The organism is Mycobacterium sp. (assembly GCF_035623875.1).
Taxonomy (GTDB): Bacteria; Actinomycetota; Actinomycetes; order Mycobacteriales; family Mycobacteriaceae; genus Mycobacterium.
The window spans coordinates 1-16,330 of record NZ_DASPSP010000213.1; the positions used below are offsets into that span (position 1 = coordinate 1).

The 16,330-nt window shown below is 66.8% G+C and carries 12 protein-coding genes and 1 pseudogene; 6 read left to right on the forward strand and 7 right to left on the reverse strand.

Annotation, left to right across the window (positions count from 1 at the left end; translation table 11 throughout):
- Positions 1–3: 3 nt before the first annotated feature.
- Positions 4–1,503, forward strand: a complete 1,500-nt coding sequence (locus VEI45_RS17735; protein WP_414687518.1) for an aldehyde dehydrogenase family protein — start codon at positions 4–6, stop codon at positions 1,501–1,503.
- A gap of 1 nt (position 1,504) precedes the next feature.
- Here VEI45_RS17735 and VEI45_RS17740 read toward each other — a convergent pair whose 3' ends face one another.
- Complete coding sequence (locus VEI45_RS17740) at positions 1,505–2,002, reverse strand: phosphate-starvation-inducible PsiE family protein (protein WP_324855535.1); 498 nt, start codon at positions 2,000–2,002, stop codon at positions 1,505–1,507.
- 86 nt (positions 2,003–2,088) lie between these two features.
- Here VEI45_RS17740 and VEI45_RS17745 point away from each other — a divergent pair, with 86 nt between their 5' ends.
- From VEI45_RS17745 to VEI45_RS17765, 5 genes are all read left to right on the forward strand, one after another.
- A complete protein-coding gene (locus tag VEI45_RS17745; RefSeq protein ID WP_324855537.1) occupies positions 2,089–2,745 on the forward strand; it encodes a TetR/AcrR family transcriptional regulator in 657 nt (218 codons plus the stop codon).
- 55 nt (positions 2,746–2,800) lie between these two features.
- Complete coding sequence (locus VEI45_RS17750; protein WP_324855539.1) at positions 2,801–7,393, forward strand: ATP-dependent helicase; 4,593 nt, start codon at positions 2,801–2,803, stop codon at positions 7,391–7,393.
- 3 nt (positions 7,394–7,396) lie between these two features.
- Positions 7,397–8,152 carry an endonuclease VIII Nei2 gene (gene nei2, locus VEI45_RS17755; RefSeq protein ID WP_324855540.1) on the forward strand — a complete coding sequence of 252 codons (756 nt, stop codon included), beginning with the start codon at positions 7,397–7,399 and terminating at the stop codon, positions 8,150–8,152.
- A gap of 137 nt (positions 8,153–8,289) precedes the next feature.
- Positions 8,290–8,637 (forward strand): DUF732 domain-containing protein, encoded by a 348-nt coding sequence (locus VEI45_RS17760; protein ID WP_324855542.1) that lies wholly within the window; start codon positions 8,290–8,292, stop codon positions 8,635–8,637.
- 44 nt (positions 8,638–8,681) lie between these two features.
- A complete protein-coding gene (locus VEI45_RS17765; protein ID WP_324855544.1) occupies positions 8,682–8,906 on the forward strand; it encodes a hypothetical protein in 225 nt (74 codons plus the stop codon).
- An 18-nt stretch (positions 8,907–8,924) separates the two neighbouring features.
- Here the strand turns inward: VEI45_RS17765 and VEI45_RS17770 are convergent, their stop codons facing one another.
- The 6 genes and pseudogenes from VEI45_RS17770 to VEI45_RS17795 all read right to left on the reverse strand — a co-directional run bounded on the left by VEI45_RS17770 (position 8,925) and on the right by VEI45_RS17795 (position 16,318).
- Positions 8,925–10,175 carry a PPE family protein gene (locus VEI45_RS17770; protein WP_324855546.1) on the reverse strand — a complete coding sequence of 417 codons (1,251 nt, stop codon included), beginning with the start codon at positions 10,173–10,175 and terminating at the stop codon, positions 8,925–8,927.
- A gap of 96 nt (positions 10,176–10,271) precedes the next feature.
- Positions 10,272–11,381, reverse strand: a complete 1,110-nt coding sequence (pstS, locus tag VEI45_RS17775; protein WP_324855548.1) for a phosphate ABC transporter substrate-binding protein PstS — start codon at positions 11,379–11,381, stop codon at positions 10,272–10,274.
- A gap of 169 nt (positions 11,382–11,550) precedes the next feature.
- Positions 11,551–11,733 (reverse strand): annotated as a pseudogene (locus tag VEI45_RS17780) (esterase); the annotation flags it as partial.
- Between the two features lie 435 nt (positions 11,734–12,168).
- Positions 12,169–13,047 carry a pseudouridine synthase gene (locus VEI45_RS17785; protein WP_324855550.1) on the reverse strand — a complete coding sequence of 293 codons (879 nt, stop codon included), beginning with the start codon at positions 13,045–13,047 and terminating at the stop codon, positions 12,169–12,171.
- Between the two features lie 7 nt (positions 13,048–13,054).
- On the reverse strand, positions 13,055–14,848 hold the full coding sequence (locus tag VEI45_RS17790; RefSeq protein ID WP_324855552.1) for a glycerol-3-phosphate dehydrogenase/oxidase: 1,794 nt from the start codon (positions 14,846–14,848) through the stop codon (positions 13,055–13,057).
- A gap of 63 nt (positions 14,849–14,911) precedes the next feature.
- Positions 14,912–16,318: an NAD(P)H-quinone dehydrogenase gene (locus VEI45_RS17795; protein WP_324855554.1), complete on the reverse strand. Its 1,407-nt coding sequence runs from the start codon at positions 16,316–16,318 to the stop codon at positions 14,912–14,914.
- Between the last annotated feature and the right edge of the window lie 12 nt (positions 16,319–16,330).

Consider the following 16,330-nt stretch of genomic DNA (forward strand, 5'->3'; position numbering starts at 1 on the left):
GACGTGTTGCGCACCCGCGCCTGCCGCGCGCTGGAGGCCGCCGGCTGCAATGTCGCTCTCGGTGAGCCGGGCGAGCACGGCCTGCCGGCAAGCACACCGGTTACCGGCGACGTCCTGTTCGCCGTCCAGCAGACCACACCGGAACAGGTAGATAGCGGCATCGCCGATGCCGCGCAAGCGTTTTCGACCTGGCGAGCCACTCCCGCTCCGGTACGCGGTGCACTGGTGGGCCGACTGGGCGAGCTGCTCACCCAACACAAGCAAGACCTCGCCACCCTAGTGACGATCGAGGCGGGCAAGATCACCTCCGAGGCGCTGGGCGAAGTGCAGGAGATGATCGATGTCTGCCAGTTCGCCGTCGGCCTGTCGCGTCAGCTCTACGGGCGCACGATCGCGTCGGAGCGGCCAGGGCACCGGCTGAGGGAGACCTGGCATCCGCTCGGCGTGGTCGGGGTGATCACCGCGTTCAACTTCCCGGTGGCGGTATGGGCCTGGAACACCGCGGTGGCGCTGGTCTGCGGGGACACCGTGGTGTGGAAACCGTCCGAGCTGACCCCGTTGACGGCGTTGGCCTGCCAGGCGCTGATTGGACGGGCGGCCAGTGACGTTGGGGTGTCGGCCGGTGTCTGCGCGCTGATCATCGGCGGCCGCGAGGTCGGTGAGCAGCTCGTCGACGACGAGCGGGTCGCGTTGGTGTCCGCGACCGGCTCGGTGCGCATGGGCCAGCAGGTCGGACCCCGGGTCGCGCGGCGGTTTGGCCGGTCGCTGCTGGAACTGGGCGGCAACAACGCCGCCGTCGTCACGCCATCGGCCGACCTGGATCTGGCGGTGCGCGCCATCGTGTTCGCCGCCGCCGGCACCGCCGGTCAACGCTGCACCACGCTGCGCCGCCTGATCGTGCACCGGTCGGTGGCCGACGATGTGGCAGGGCGCATCGCCGCCGCCTATCGACAGCTGCCGATCGGCGATCCGTCGACCGACGGAACGCTGGTCGGCCCGCTCATTCACGAGACGGCTTACCGCGACATGGTGGGCGCGCTGGAACAGGCACGCGCCGATGGCGGCGAGGTGGTCGGCGGCGAGCGCCACGATCTGGGCCAGCCGAGCGCCTACTACGTCGCGCCGGCAGTGGTGCGGATGCCGTCGCAGACCGACATCGTGCACACCGAAACGTTCGCGCCGATCCTCTACGTGTTGGTGTACGACGATCTCGACCACGCCATCGCGCTGAACAACGCCGTGCCCCAGGGCCTGTCGTCGGCGATCTTCACGACAGATATCCGTGAGGCCGAACGGTTCATCGACGGCTCTGACTGCGGTATCACCAACGTCAACATCGGCACCTCGGGCGCCGAGATCGGCGGCGCGTTCGGCGGTGAGAAGCAGACCGGCGGCGGCCGGGAGTCCGGGTCGGACGCCTGGAAGGCCTACATGCGCCGGGCCACCAACACCGTCAACTACTCCACCGAGCTGCCGCTGGCCCAGGGCGTGCACTTCGGCTGAGTCAGAGGTCGTGATCGTCACTCGGCGCAGCCCGCCGGGCACTGAAGCGGATCAAGAAGATTGCCGCCGCCATGCCTATCACCAGCAGCCCCAGCGCACCCAGCTCGAGCAGGAGGCGGTTGAGCTCCTGGTCCGAATGTGGATGCTCTGCTTCCGCGGTCACCATCAGGATCCGTCGCACGCTGGCAATCAACCCGATGAAGAGAAAAGGCTCGGCGGCGATTTCGTGACGGAGCAGTACGGTCCGGAGAGTGGCAGCGATCTCGGCGATGATAAGGACCATCAGCACACGGTCGAGGATCAGGACACTGCCCTGCAGCGTGCTGACCTTGTGGGTCGCGGCTTGCACGACTGCTCCCGCGCCGCCGATCACCACCATGATCGCGGCCGACACAAGGAGCAGGAAAGCGATCCCGTAAGCCACGGTCTCGAAGCCGTCGACCAGGGCGCCAACGTGATGACTCAACCCTGTGCGGGTTTGCGGGCTTTTGGCGTCCATCGGTCAGCGATTCTATTCTCGCGTTGCCCGACGGGTTCCTGAGCGTCGACGGCCTGCGCCGAGGATCGACAAGTACCATCTGGTCTATGCGAACGCCCCGGCGCCGGTTATCTCCGGACGACCGCCGCGCCGAGTTGCTGGCGCTAGGCGCGGAAGTCTTCGGCCAACGACCCTACGATGAGGTCCGCATCGACGAGATCGCCGAACGGGCCGGTGTGTCCCGGGCGTTGATGTATCACTACTTCCCGGACAAGCGGGCGTTCTTCGCCGCCGTCGTCAAAGGCCAGGCCGACCAGCTGTTCGAGACCACCAACGCCCTGCCGGCACCAGGCCAGTCGCTGTTTGAGGAGACCCGGGACGGCGTACTCGCGTACATGCAGTATCACCAGGAGTACCCGCACGCCGCCTGGGCCGCCTACGTCGGCCTCGGCCGCTCCGATCCGGTCTTACTCGGCATCGACGACAAGGCCAAGGATCGTCAGATGGAACACATCATGAGCCGCATCGTCGAGGTCGACGGCCCGTGCAATGAGCTCTCGCCCGAGGTGGAACGCGATCTGCGGATCGTCATCCACGGCTGGCTGGCGCTGACCTTCGAGGTGTGCCGGCAGCGGATCATGCACCCCCAGACCGACGCAGGCCACCTGAGCGAAACCTGCGCTCACGCACTGCTCGACGCGATTACCCGGGTCAACGGGATTCCCGAGCAACTGGCCAAGGCGGTCGGGCCCGACGAGCGCTGACGCACGGGCGACGCCGCTTGACCCCTTTGTCAGCGCCCGTTGCCATCATGGGTAGGTGAGCACCGTGCCCGCTGATCCACTCGCGCGGTTCAGCGACGGCACCCGCGACTGGTTCGCCGGTACCTTCGCCAAGCCCACCCCCGCGCAGGCTGCGGCCTGGGCCGCGATCGCCGATGGCCATAACACCCTGGTCATCGCGCCGACCGGATCCGGTAAAACACTCGCGGCGTTTCTGTGGGCGATTGACCAACTTGCCAGCCCCACTGGCGCATCGGGCGACGAGCGATCACGCGGCACTCGGGTGCTGTACGTGTCACCGCTGAAGGCCTTGGCCGTCGACGTCGAGCGCAACCTGCGCACCCCGCTGGCGGGAATGACCCGGGTTGCCGAACGACGGGGTCTACCGGCGCCGCAGATCAGCGTCGGGGTGCGATCGGGCGACACCCCGCCCGCGCAGCGCCGCCAGCTCATCAGCACGCCGCCCGACGTGTTGATCACCACGCCGGAGTCCCTCTTTCTGATGCTGACCTCGGCGGCGCGCCAGACCCTGGGCGGTGTGCAAACCGTGATCGTCGACGAGATCCACGCCATCGCCGGCACCAAGCGGGGCGCTCACCTGGCACTGTCGCTGGAGCGGCTTGACGACATGTTGGCCGCACCCGCGCAGCGCATCGGCCTGTCGGCGACCGTGCGCCCGCCAGAGGAGGTGGCCCGGTTCTTGTCCGGCGCTTCACCCACGACGATCGTGGCCCCGCCGGCAACCAAAACCTTCGAGCTGACCGTGCAGGTGCCCGTCCCGGACATGGCGAACCTGGCCGACAACACCATCTGGCCGGATGTCGAGGCGCGTCTGGTCGACCTGGTCGAAACACACAACTCGACGATCGTGTTCGCCAACTCACGGCGGCTAGCCGAGCGATTGACCGCTCGGCTCAACGAGATCCACGCCGAACGCACGGGCGTCGACCTACCGTCCACCGCCAACTCGCAAGTCGCCGGCGGCGCGCCGGCTCAGCTATTGGGCAGCGGCCAGACCTACGGCGCCCCGCCCGTGCTGGCCCGTGCCCATCATGGTTCGGTCAGCAAGGAACAACGCGCCATCGTCGAAGAGGAACTCAAAACCGGGCGACTGAAAGCAGTGGTGGCGACCTCCAGCCTGGAACTGGGCATCGATATGGGCGCGGTCGACCTGGTGATCCAGGTAGAGGCCCCGCCGTCGGTGGCCAGCGGCCTGCAACGCATCGGGCGGGCCGGACACCAGGTCGGCGAAATCTCGCAAGGGGTGCTGTTCCCCAAACACCGCATCGACCTGATCGGTTGCGCGGTGGCCGTGCAGCGCATGCTCGCCGGTCAGATCGAGACGATGCGGGTACCGACCAACCCGCTCGACATCCTCGCCCAGCACACGGTGTCCGCGGCAGCGCTGGAGCCGCTCAACATCGAGCGCTGGTTCGACACCGTGCGACGCAGCGCTCCGTTTGCGACGCTGCCGCACAGCGCGTTTGAGGCCACCTTGGATCTGCTGTCCGGTAAGTACCCATCGACCGAGTTCGCCGAGCTGCGGCCGCGGCTGATTTACGACCGCGACGCTGGCACCGTGACGGCACGGCCGGGCGCGCAGCGGCTGGCGGTCACCTCCGGCGGAGCGATCCCGGACCGCGGCCTGTTCACCGTCTACCTGGCCACTGATTCCGAAAAGCCCTCTCGCGTAGGCGAACTCGATGAGGAAATGGTCTACGAATCCCGCCCGGGGGATGTCATCTCGTTGGGGGCCACCAGCTGGCGGATCACCGAAATCACCCACGACCGGGTGTTGGTGATCCCGGCACCCGGCCAGCCGGCCCGGTTGCCGTTCTGGCGCGGCGACGACGCCGGGCGGCCCGCCGAGCTGGGCCAGGCGGTTGGCAAGTTCACTGGCGAGCTGGCCAGCCTGGGCCGCGACCCATTCGAAAAGCGTTGTGCTGAGCTAGGTTTCAATGACTACGCTACAGACAATCTGTGGCGGCTACTGGACGACCAGCGCACCGCCACCACCGTGGTCCCCACCGACACCATCTTGCTGGTCGAGCGGTTCCACGACGAGCTGGGCGACTGGCGGGTGATCCTGCACTCCCCTTATGGCCTCCGGGTACACGGCCCGCTCGCACTGGCGGTGAGCCGCCGACTGCGCGACCGCTACGGCATCGATGAGAAGCCGACCGCCTCGGACGACGGCATCGTGGTGCGGTTGCCCGACACATTCTCCGAGTCTGGGCCGGAATCTGCCGACAAGCCACCGGGTGCTGAACTGTTCGTCTTCGACGCCGACGAGATCGACCCGATGGTCACCGCAGAGGTAGGCGGTTCGGCGCTGTTCGCCTCGCGGTTCCGGGAGTGCGCGGCACGTGCCCTGCTGCTGCCGCGGCGGCATCCCGGCCGCCGAACGCCGCTGTGGCATCAACGTCAGCGCGCCGCACAGCTTCTCGACGTGGCCCGCAAATATCCGGACTTCCCGATCGTGCTGGAGGCGGTCCGCGAATGCCTGCAGGACGTATACGACGTGCCGACGTTGGCCAGGCTGATGACCGACATCGCCCAGCGCAAAGTGCGCGTGCTGGAGGCCGAGACCGCCACGCCGTCGCCGTTCGCCGCGTCGCTGCTGTTCGGCTATGTCGGGGCGTTCATGTACGAGGGCGACAGCCCGCTGGCCGAGCGCCGCGCCGCGGCCCTGTCGCTGGACGCCACCTTGCTGGCCGAACTGCTGGGCCGCGTCGAGCTCCGCGAGCTGCTCGACCCCGAGGTCGTCGCCGCCACTGGCCGACAATTGCAGCATCTGTCGGCCGATCGGATGGCCCGCGACGCCGAGGCCGTGGCCGATCTGCTGCGGCTGCTGGGCCCGTTGACCACCGAAGAAGTCGCCACCCGCGCCGGCGGCGCCGACATCGGCGGCTGGTTGGAGGGCCTGTGCGCTGCCAAACGCGCGCTGATGGTTTCTTTTGCCGGACAGAGTTGGTGGGTTGCGATCGAAGACATCGGCCGGCTGCGCGACGGCGTCGGGGTGGCCGTGCCGGTCGGCGTGCCGGCCAGCTTCACCGAGGCGGTCACCGATCCGCTGGGCGAACTGCTGGGCCGGTACGCGCGCACCCACGCGCCGTTCACCACCTCCGACGTCGCCGCCCGGTTCGGCCTGGGGCTGCGGGTAGCCGCCGACGTGCTGGGCCGGTTGGCCGCCGACGGGCGGCTGGTCCGCGGCGAGTTCTCCGCGGAAGCAGCCGGTGACCAGTGGTGCGACGCCGACGTACTGCGAATCCTCCGCCGCAGATCGCTGGCGGCGCTGCGGGCGCAAGTGGAGCCGGTCAGCACCAGCGCCTACGCGCGTTTCCTGCCCGGCTGGCATCAGGTCGGCTCGGCGACTAACACCGGGCTCGACGGGCTGGCGGCTGTCGTCGACCAGCTGGCCGGCGTTGCGCTACCCGCCTCGGCGATCGAGTCCCTCGTGCTGCCACCTCGGGTACGCGGCTACTCCCCCGCCATGCTCGACGAACTGCTGGCTTCTGGCGAGGTTGTCTGGTCGGGCGCCGGATCCGTCTCGGCGGGCGACGGCTGGGTCGCGTTCCACCCGGCCGACGCGGCGCCGCTGACCCTGACTGCCCCCGCCACGATCGAGCTGACCGTGGCCCACCACGCGATCCTGGACACCCTGGCCGGCGGCGGGGCCTTCTTCTTCCGCCAACTCGCGCAAGGCCTTGCGGGTGGTCAAGTCGGCGAGCGAGAGCTCAAAACGGCTCTGTGGGAACTCATCTGGGCCGGCTCGGTCACCGGCGACACCTTCGCGCCGGTTCGCGCGCTGCTCAGCGGCGCGCCGGGTAGCCGCAGACGGTCCACCCCGGCGCACCGGCTGGGCCGCGGAGCACGCCCGCCCCGGCTGAGCCGCTACAGCGTCGCGCACGCCCAGTCACGCGCCACCGATCCCACGGTGGCGGGGCGTTGGTCGGCGCTGCCGATGCCCGAGCCGGATTCAACGCTGCGGGCCCACCATCAAGCCGAGCTGCTGCTAAACCGCCATGGCGTGCTGACCAGGGGCGCGGTGGCAGCCGAAGGGTTGCCTGGCGGGTTCGCGATGCTCTACAAGGTGCTGAGCACGTTCGAGGAAGCCGGCCGATGCCAGCGCGGCTATTTCGTCGAGTCGCTGGGCGGCGCTCAGTTCGCGGTGGCGTCGACGGTCGACCGGTTGCGCGGCTATCTCGACGAGCCCGGCTCTTTCGAAGACCCAGAGCGACCCGAATACCGGGCAGTGGTGCTGGCTGCCGCCGACCCGGCGAACCCGTACGGCGCCGCACTCCCCTGGCCATCCCGCACGCGGGAGGAAGACGGCGGCGCCCGGCCGGGTCGCAAAGCTGGAGCACTGGTTGTGCTGGTCGACGGCGAGCTGGTCTGGTTTGTCGAGCGCGGCGGGCGCTCACTGCTGAGCTTCCGCGACGATCCCGAGGCCAACCGCGCCGCGGGCGCGGCGCTGGCCGAGCTGGTGACGGCCGGGCGGGTCAGCTCGATTCTCGTCGAGCGGATCAACGGCGTCGCGGTCCTGGGGCCCGACGTCTCGGCGCCGGTCGTGAGCGCGCTGTCCTATGCCGGGTTCGCCCGTACCCCACGCGGACTGCGGCTGCGGTAGCGCATGCCCGAGGGTGACACGGTCTGGCACACCGCAGACACACTGCGGCAGGCACTGGTCGGTCGCACACTGACCCGATGCGATGTGCGGGTGCCGCGCTTCGCGACGGTCGATCTGACCGGTCAGGTGGTCGATGAGGTGTGCAGCCGTGGCAAGCATTTATTTATTCGCGTCGGACCTGCCAGTATCCACTCGCATCTGAAGATGGACGGCAGCTGGCGAGTCGGTTCCCGGCCGGTGCGTAACGACCACCGGATTCGGATCATCCTGGAGGCCAACGATATTCGCGCGGTTGGCATCGACCTCGGCGTGCTGGAAGTCATCGACCGCGCCCAAGACGGCGACGTGGTCGCACACCTGGGACCTGACCTGCTGGGCGCCGACTGGGATCCACAGGTCGCGGCTGCCAACCTGACGATAGACCCAGATCGACCGATCGCCGAGGCGCTGCTGGACCAACGGGTGCTGGCCGGGATCGGCAATGTCTACTGCAACGAACTGTGTTTCGTCGGCGGACGCCTGCCTACCGCCCCGGTGAGCGCGGTCAGCGACCCGCACCGGCTGGTCTCCCGTGCCCGCGACATGCTGTGGGCCAACCGCTACCGCTGGAACCGGTGCACCACCGGCGACACCCGGGCCGGCCGGCAACTGTGGGTCTACGGGCGAGCCGGGCAGAGTTGCCGTCGCTGCGGCACCTCGATCAACTACGACGACAGCGGTGAGCGGGTGGCCTATTGGTGCCCGACCTGCCAACACTGAACCCCCGGCGGATGTCCGTTCGGTTAACGATCGCACGGGTGCCAACCGTCCGGCCGTGGCATGCAATGATCGCTATGTCAGCGGCTTGACTTTGCCGTCCCAACACCCACCCTTCTGCTCAGCGGAGAGGTTCAGGAATGACGACCACCCCAGTGTGCTCGCTTCGCCATGTGCGATCGCCATTGGCCGGCCTTGTCCTGTCGGTCGCGCTGCTTAGCCTCGTGGTGGTCACCGCCCCGACCGCGCATGCCGACGCGGTCGATGGCAATTTCATAAACGCGCTGGGCACTCGGGGCATTACCTTCGCCTCCGCGCAGTCCGCGATCGTCGCCGCTCACGAGGTCTGCGATGAACTCGATAGCGGTAGGGCCTCGACCGACGTCGCGAATGACGTGATGCAACAAAGCAGTTTGGACGGCTACCACGCGGGGTTCTTCGTCGGCGTCAGCATCGCTGCGTTCTGCCCGCGGCACGCAGGGTCCTGACGGCGCTTGTACACTCGGGTAACAACTCTTACGGAGAACCATTGGTGATCAGGAATATATTGTTCGGCGCCGCGATCGCGCTCGCTGCCGCAGTGAGCGTAGCAACACCGGCCAGCGCCGACCCCAGCTCGTTCGGCACCCTCGGCTGCAGCTGCAAACCGCCGGTCGTGGCCCCACCCGGCACGGCGCCAGTCACGGACCAGGTGGACCAAGGAATCCAGAACGGCCTTGGCTACCTGCACGGCGACCCGCCGCACCCCAGCTCCTGAGCTGCCGCGCGGGATCGCTCATCCCGCCGATGGGGGTGGGCGCATCACTGTCCCCTTGAGTTCGGCGCCGATGGCAATATCTTCGTATTTCTGCTGCTTGCGTTTGCGCCAACCGCTGCCTGCCGGCGAAATCGGTGGCGGCATGATCGGCGGCAGCATGGGCATCCCGGATTCGCCCGCGCCCAGCGGCGTTGCTGCTGACGCAAGTTGCACCGGTACCTGCGAAGCCGGCAACAATCCCACCACGGCTGGCGGCGCGGTCAGCTTGCCTATCGACACTCCAGCACCCGTCCACGCCGACGTGGACGCTTGGCCGAGTCCAGCGGCGCCTAACGCGCCCGGACCTAACGCACCCAGCCCAGACCGACCTATGCCACCTAACCCACCTAATCCACTCGCCCCTCCCAGCGGTCCCAGGGCTGACTCACCTTCGGACACACCCTGGCCAATCGAGTTGTTCACGCCCGTCAGGGCTTGCGCCGATTGGTTCTGCGCCAAATAGCTGAGCAGGTTGACCGGAAATCCGGACGAGAAGATGGTGTTCAAATAGTTGGAGTTGAGCCCCAGGGTGGCAACGGAGTTGTTCCCTATGCCGGGTATGTTGACGCCAAAGACGGTGGCAAAATCACCGCTAGAAATCGCCGCGATGAAGGCGTTCCAGTTATCCAAGAGTGATTGGGCCGAAGTGGCCCCGGTAGTGGCCGCTGCCGTGCTGGCGTCCGACACCGCGCTGGCCCCCCCTGCCGAATTGGTAACCGAAGTCGGCGAGGAGAACTGCGGCAGCATGCTGGCCTGTGCCGAGGTGGCCTGATAGCGATTCATCGCCGCCGAGTTGTTCGCCCACATGGTCTGATACTCGGCTTCGTTTTCGGCGATAGCCGGAAGGTTGCTCCCGAACTGGTCGGTGGCCAACAACTGCACCAGCTGCATCCGGTTGGCGGTGACCTGTGCGGTGGGAACCACCGCCGCGCGGACGGAGTTGACTGCCGCTGCTGCAGCCATCGCCGAAGAGGCTGTCTGCTCACACTGCTGCGCGGTGGTTTGCAGCCAGGCCAGGTAGGGTTCGACCGCCTCGACCATCGCCGCTGAGGAAGGACCATGCCAGGTTTCGCCCAGTGACGACAACGCGGCGGCGTAGTTCTCAGCAGAGTCTTCTAGATTGGTGCCGAGCTGTTGCCACGCTCCGGAAGCCGCGATCAGCGATTCGGCACCGGGTCCCGAGTGGATCAGCGCAGAGGTCACTTCGGGCGGCACTGTTATGAACTCCATGACGCCAAAGATCGACTACTGCGGGAAAACTTTTGGAACTCTGGGTTGACGGGGGTGAAAAAAGCCCTGAAACATTCAGCTTCGGAGGCCCTGAGCTCACGAGATTGCGTTGATCGCGGTCGACAATCGTGACTTGAACTCGGGCGGAATGGGGATGTATCCGTGGGCCGGCAGATCATTCTGGCCGGCGCCGATCGTGTTTTGCAGGAATGCCTTCACAGCCGTGCCGACCTGCGGATCGTGGTACTTCGAGCACACAATCGCATATGTCGCCAGCACGATCGGGTAGGAACCGGGTTGGTTGGGCCGGTAGAACGAGATCGTGTCCAAGGCGAGGTCGTTGCCCTTCCTCATAAACCATGCTGACGAAATCGTCTTTCCCACTGACTCTGGGCTGATCGCAACCGGCTCGGGACCGGCCGTCGTGACGACCTTGGCCGTGTTCAGCTGTTGCGCCTGGGCAAACGACCACTCGATATAGGTGATCGACCCTTCGGTGCTTTTGACGGCCGCAGCGGCGCCGTCGCTGCCGCGGGCGCCCTCACCGACACCGCCGTTGAACTTCATTCCCGCGGGGAAACCCCACGTGCCAGCGGATACGGTATCGAGATACTTCTGGAAATTGTCCGTGGTCCCGGACTCATCGCTACGGAACACCACCCGAATCGGCTCAGCGGGCAGCGTGACACCTAGGTTCAGCAGCCCGATCGCAGCATCGTTCCACATGGTGATCTGGCCGTTGAAGATCTGAGCCGTGACCGGACCGCTGAGGTTCAACGAAGTCAGACCGTTGACGTTATAGGCGACGGCGATGGGGCCAAACACCACCGGCAGATCCAACGTTGGTGAGCCGCACCGCTGCTCCGCCTGCGCCTCCTCGCCCCTGTTCAGCGGAGTGTCCGACCCGGCGAAATCGGTTTGGTTGCCGATGAATTCGCCGATTCCCGCGCCGGAACCATTGGGTGTGTAATTCACCGACTGGCCCGGGCAGGATTGTTCGAAAGCCTTGACAAAACGGCTCATTGCGTTCTCCTGGGCTGTGGAACCACTGGCCTTCAGTGTCGCCTTGCCGCCGCAGGTCACCTTTACCGGCAACGTGCCTGTCGTGGCACTTCCTCCGGTAGCGTTGTTGTGACCACATGCCGAGAAGATCAGTGCAACAGTGGTGAGGATGCTCAGCGCGGCGCCAAACCTCTTGATTTTCAATCCAATTCCTTCAGGAACGACGTGACGATCGACGCCGGCGTGGCCGCAACCCGCCAAACTGCTGTCATCCTCGCAGCCATGAGGCATGGTAACAAGATGCGCGCTTCGGCAACCGTGCCGGGTTATTGCCGGATTCGTGATTTCAGCCGCGGTTTCCGAGCTGTTTACGTTAACGACTGTGCGCGGCGAAGAACTGTCCAATAGCTTCCGACGCGCCGAACGCGTGCGTGGTGGGCCCGATGATCGCCTTGGGCAGGTATTGAGGCCCGCCGGGCCAGGTGTGCCCGCCATCGTCAACCTGGTAGAACACTACGGCCGTGCCGGCTGCGCACGGCGCGGACGCAAACCGGTGCAGGACGACGGAACGTGCGACACGGCATGCTGCCCAGCAGGCGGGAATGTCGGTCGGTACGTACCGTGGAATAGAACGTTCCGATTGGCGGTTGATCACTGCTGATTGGCCTGTGACCCCGATCACTGACATGGCAGGGTTTTCGTGCTAGTCACGGAGGAATACACCGATGACGTCGCGGGAGTCCGTCCGACGAACGAACGTTGCCGGATTATTGAAGGGCACCAGCGTGCTAACACTGCAGAACCGCGTCAGCCTGAACAACCTAACGACAATCCGCTCGCTGCGGGCTGGCACCCTCACGGCGCGCGCCTGGGAGACACTGCGTGCTGCCGTTCAGGGCGTGGCGTTCGTACGCGATGCTGCAGCCAGGCCGGACTTGGCGGCATGGGTTGACCAAGACCTGCCGCGCATGCGTCGCGGCGACGAGCGCTGCTAGCGCCTGCGATCCAGCTGTCGCGCGCTGACGAACCGGCGCCGAGCTCCGGTCAGCGGGTCGTCGAACTCGATACGCAGCGCCAGCAACTGCAGCGGCGCGGAGAAGTCGTCAGTCGCTACGTCAATCACGTTGGGGTACAACGGATCTCCGTCGATTGCTATCCCGATCGAAGCCATGTGCACCCGCAGCTGGTGGGTGCGTCCGGTGCGCGGTGTCAGCCGATACCGCCCGTCCGCCGATATCGACTCCACAAGCGTCTCGGCGTTGGGCTCGCCCGGTTCTTCGACGGCTTGTAAATGGCCGCGGCGCTTGACAATCCGGCTGCGCACCAGACGCGGGAACACAACGTCCGGGTTGACCCTGGAATCGGAGGCCCTCGCCACATACGTCTTGAGGACCTCACCTCGTGCGAACAGCGTCTGGTAGGCGCCACGAAGTTCGCGGCGGGTGGTGAACAGCAGCACCCCGGCGGTCAGCCGGTCCAGCCGGTGGGCCGGGCTCAGCTCGGGTAATCCCAGTTCCCGGCGCAACCGCACCAGCGCGGTCTGCGCGACGTGGCGCCCGCGCGGCATGGTGGCCAAGAAGTGCGGCTTGTCAACAACCACGATGTCCGCGTCCTGATACAGCACGGGGATGTCGAACGGCACCGGGACCTCGTCGCGCAGGTCGCGGTAAAGGTAGACGGTGGCACCAGCCGGCAGCACGGTGGCGGGATCGAGCACCGCACCGTGCTGATCGACGACTTCACCGGCGATCGCCTTGGCGGCAACGTCAGGCCCGAACCGGGTCAGTAATTCGTCGCCCAGCGCTCCACCGCGCACCCGCAGTCGGGCCGGCCCTAATCCGTCGCGTGGTGGGAGCGGCGCGGGCCTCACGGCCCGCTCAATTTAAAGGCACCGGCTCGAGGATCTCCGCACGGGCCTCGGGAGCGCTGGCCCGCAGCGCATCCGCCGATGCGTCGTCGGGTTGGGCCTGCGACAGCACCTCGGCCTCCACCCGCGCGGTGTAGGTCTCCACCTCACGATCGACGTCGGCGGCGGTCCAGCCCAACACCGGCGCGACGACCTCGGCCACCTCACGCGCGCAGTCGACACCGCGATGTGAGTACTCGATCGAGATCCGCATCCGGCGCGACAGGATGTCCTCCAGATGCAAAGCCCCTTCGGCGACAACGGCATACGCCGCTTCCACCCTGAGGTAGCCCGGTGCCGCAGCGATCGGATTGAGCAGGTCGCGATGGTCGGCAGCCAGCGCAAGCACCTCGCTGATCAGGGATCCATAGCGGTCCAGCAGATGACGCACCCGGTACGGATGCAGGCCTTCCAGCGCACCGACGTGTTCGGTCTGGTTGATCAGCGCGAAGTAGCCGTCGGCGCCCAGCAGCGGCACCTTCTCGGTGATCGACGGCGCCACTCGGGTCGGAACGTACTGCGCCGCTGCGTCGATCGCGTCGGCTGCCATCACCCGATAGGTGGTGTACTTGCCGCCGGCGATGGCCACCAGACCGGGAGCCGGCACGGCCACCGCATGCTCGCGCGACAGCTTGGAGGTTTCCTCGCTCTCCCCGGCCAGCAGTGGCCGCAATCCGGCGTACACCCCGTCGATATCGGCGGGGGTCAGCGGGGTGGCCAGCACGGTGTTGACCGTGCCGAGGATGTAGTCGATGTCGGCTTTGGTGGCCGCCGGATGCGCCAGGTCCAATCCCCAGTCGGTATCGGTGGTGCCGATGATCCAATGGTTGCCCCACGGGATGACGAACATCACCGACTTTTCGGTGCGCAGGATGATCGCGACGTCGCTGACGATCCGGTCCCGCGGCACCACGATGTGCACACCTTTGGATGCACGCACCTGAAACCGTCCGCGCTGCTTGGACAATGCCTGAATCTCGTCGGTCCACACCCCGGTCGCGTTGACGACGACGTGACCGCGGACTTCGGTGACGGCGCCGTCCTCGGAGTCGCGCACCCGCACGCCGGTCACCCGGTCGCCCTCGCGCAGCAACGAAACTACCTGAGTGGACGACCGCACTACTGCGCCGTAATGCGCGGCCGTACGCACAACGGTCATGGTGTGCCGGGCGTCGTCGACGACGGTGTCGTAGTAGCGGATACCGCCGATCAGCGCGCTGCGCTTCAGACCCGGGCACAGCCTCAGCGCACCGGCACGGGTCAAATGCTTTTGTCCCGGAACGGATTTCGCGCCCCCAAGTTCGTCGTAAAGCAAGATGCCGGCAGCGACGTACGGCCGTTCCCACCACCGCTTGGTCAGCGGGTACAAGAACGGCAACGGCTTGACGAGATGCGGCGCCAAGGTGTTCAACGACAGCTCGCGCTCGAAGAGCGCCTCACGCACCAGTCCGAACTCCAGTTGCTCCAAGTAGCGCAGCCCGCCGTGGAACATCTTCGAGGATCGGCTTGACGTGCCGGAGGCGAAGTCACGCGCTTCGACCATCGCCACTTTCAGCCCGCGGGTGGCGGCATCCAGCGCGGATCCCGAGCCCACCACACCGCCACCGATGACGACGACGTCGAATTGTTCGCTGCCGAGTCGCTTCCAGGCCGAGGCGCGCTGCTCGGGTCCTAAGCGCTTCCAGGCCGAGGCGCGCTGCTCGGGTCCTAAGAAGGAACCCGGCCGGGTCTGCTGGCTCCCCGGTACCCGAATCGGGTCGCTCACGGCACACGTCTCCTGTCGGTTACTCGTCAGTAGGGCACTGGCTCCCTAGGCTACCTGGCCTGGTCAGTCCAGGTCGTCGTGCGCCATCAGCCGCCGTGCTGCCTCGGTGATCGAGCCCGACAGCGACGGGTAGACGCTCAGGGTCTGCGCCAACTGGTTGACGGTCAGCCGGTTCTGCACGGCCATCGCGATCGGCAGGATCAACTCGGATGCGATCGGCGCCACGACCACACCGCCGATCACCACACCGGTGGCCCGACGGCAGAAAATCTTGACGAAGCCGTGGCGCAAGCCAGACATCTTGGCCCGCGCGTTGGTCCGCAACGGCAACATGATGGTTCGCGCCAATACCGAGCCGTCGTCGATGGCGGATTGCGGAACACCGACGGCCGCGATCTCGGGCCGGGTGAACACCGCGGCGGCCACCGTGCGCAGCCGGATGGGGCTGACGGCCTCCCCCAACGCGTGCCACATGGCGATGCGACCCTGCATCGCGGCCACCGATGCCAACGGCAGCAGCCCGGTGCAGTCGCCGGCGGCGTAGATGTTCGGCACCGACGTCCGTGATACCCGGTCGACGGTCAGGTAATTGCCGCGTCCCAGTTCGATGCCGACCCGTTCCAGGCCCAGGCCGCTGGTGTTCGGCACCGACCCGATCGTCATCAGCGCGTGACTGCCCTGCACGGTGCGCCCGTCGGTCATTTTCACCACCACACCGGACTCGGTGGGGGTCACCGAGTCGGCGCGTGCGTTCTTGACCAGTTGAACGCCGCGTTCGGCGAAGATCCGTTCGAGCACCAGGGCGGCGTCGGCGTCTTCGTAGGGCAGCACCCGGTCGCGGCTGGCCACCACCGTGACATCAACGCCCAATTCGGTGTAGGCGTGCACGAATTCGGCGCCGGTGACACCGGAACCCACCACGATCAGGTGGTCGGGCAGTGTGTCCAGGTCGTAGAGCTGACGCCAGGTCAGGATGCGCTCGCCGTCAGGTTGTGCCGACGGCAACACCCGCGGGCTGGCGCCGGTGGCGATCAGGACGACGTCGGCGTCGTAGGTGCTGGTGGTGCCGTCGGCGGCGGTCGCCTTGATGCGGTGGGCGGCCAGACCGGGGCTGGGGTCGATCAGCTCACCTCTGCCGGCCACCACCTCCGCACCCGCATTGACCAGTTCGGAATTGATGTCGGCGGACTGCGCCGCGGCCAACGTCTTGACGCGCTGGTGGATTTCCGGCAACGAGATCTTGGCGTCATCGATGTCGATGTCGAAGCCCAGCTGAGGTGCGCGGCGCAGTTCGGTGCGCACGCCGGTGGAGGCGATGAACGTCTTCGAAGGCACGCAGTCGAAGAGCACGGCCGCGCCGCCGATGCCGTCCGAGTCGATGACGGTGACCTCGGCGCCGCGTGCGACCGCGACGAGCGCCGCCTCATAACCGGCTGGTCCTCCGCCAAGGATCACGATGCGGGTCGCCACGCGTCTAACCTA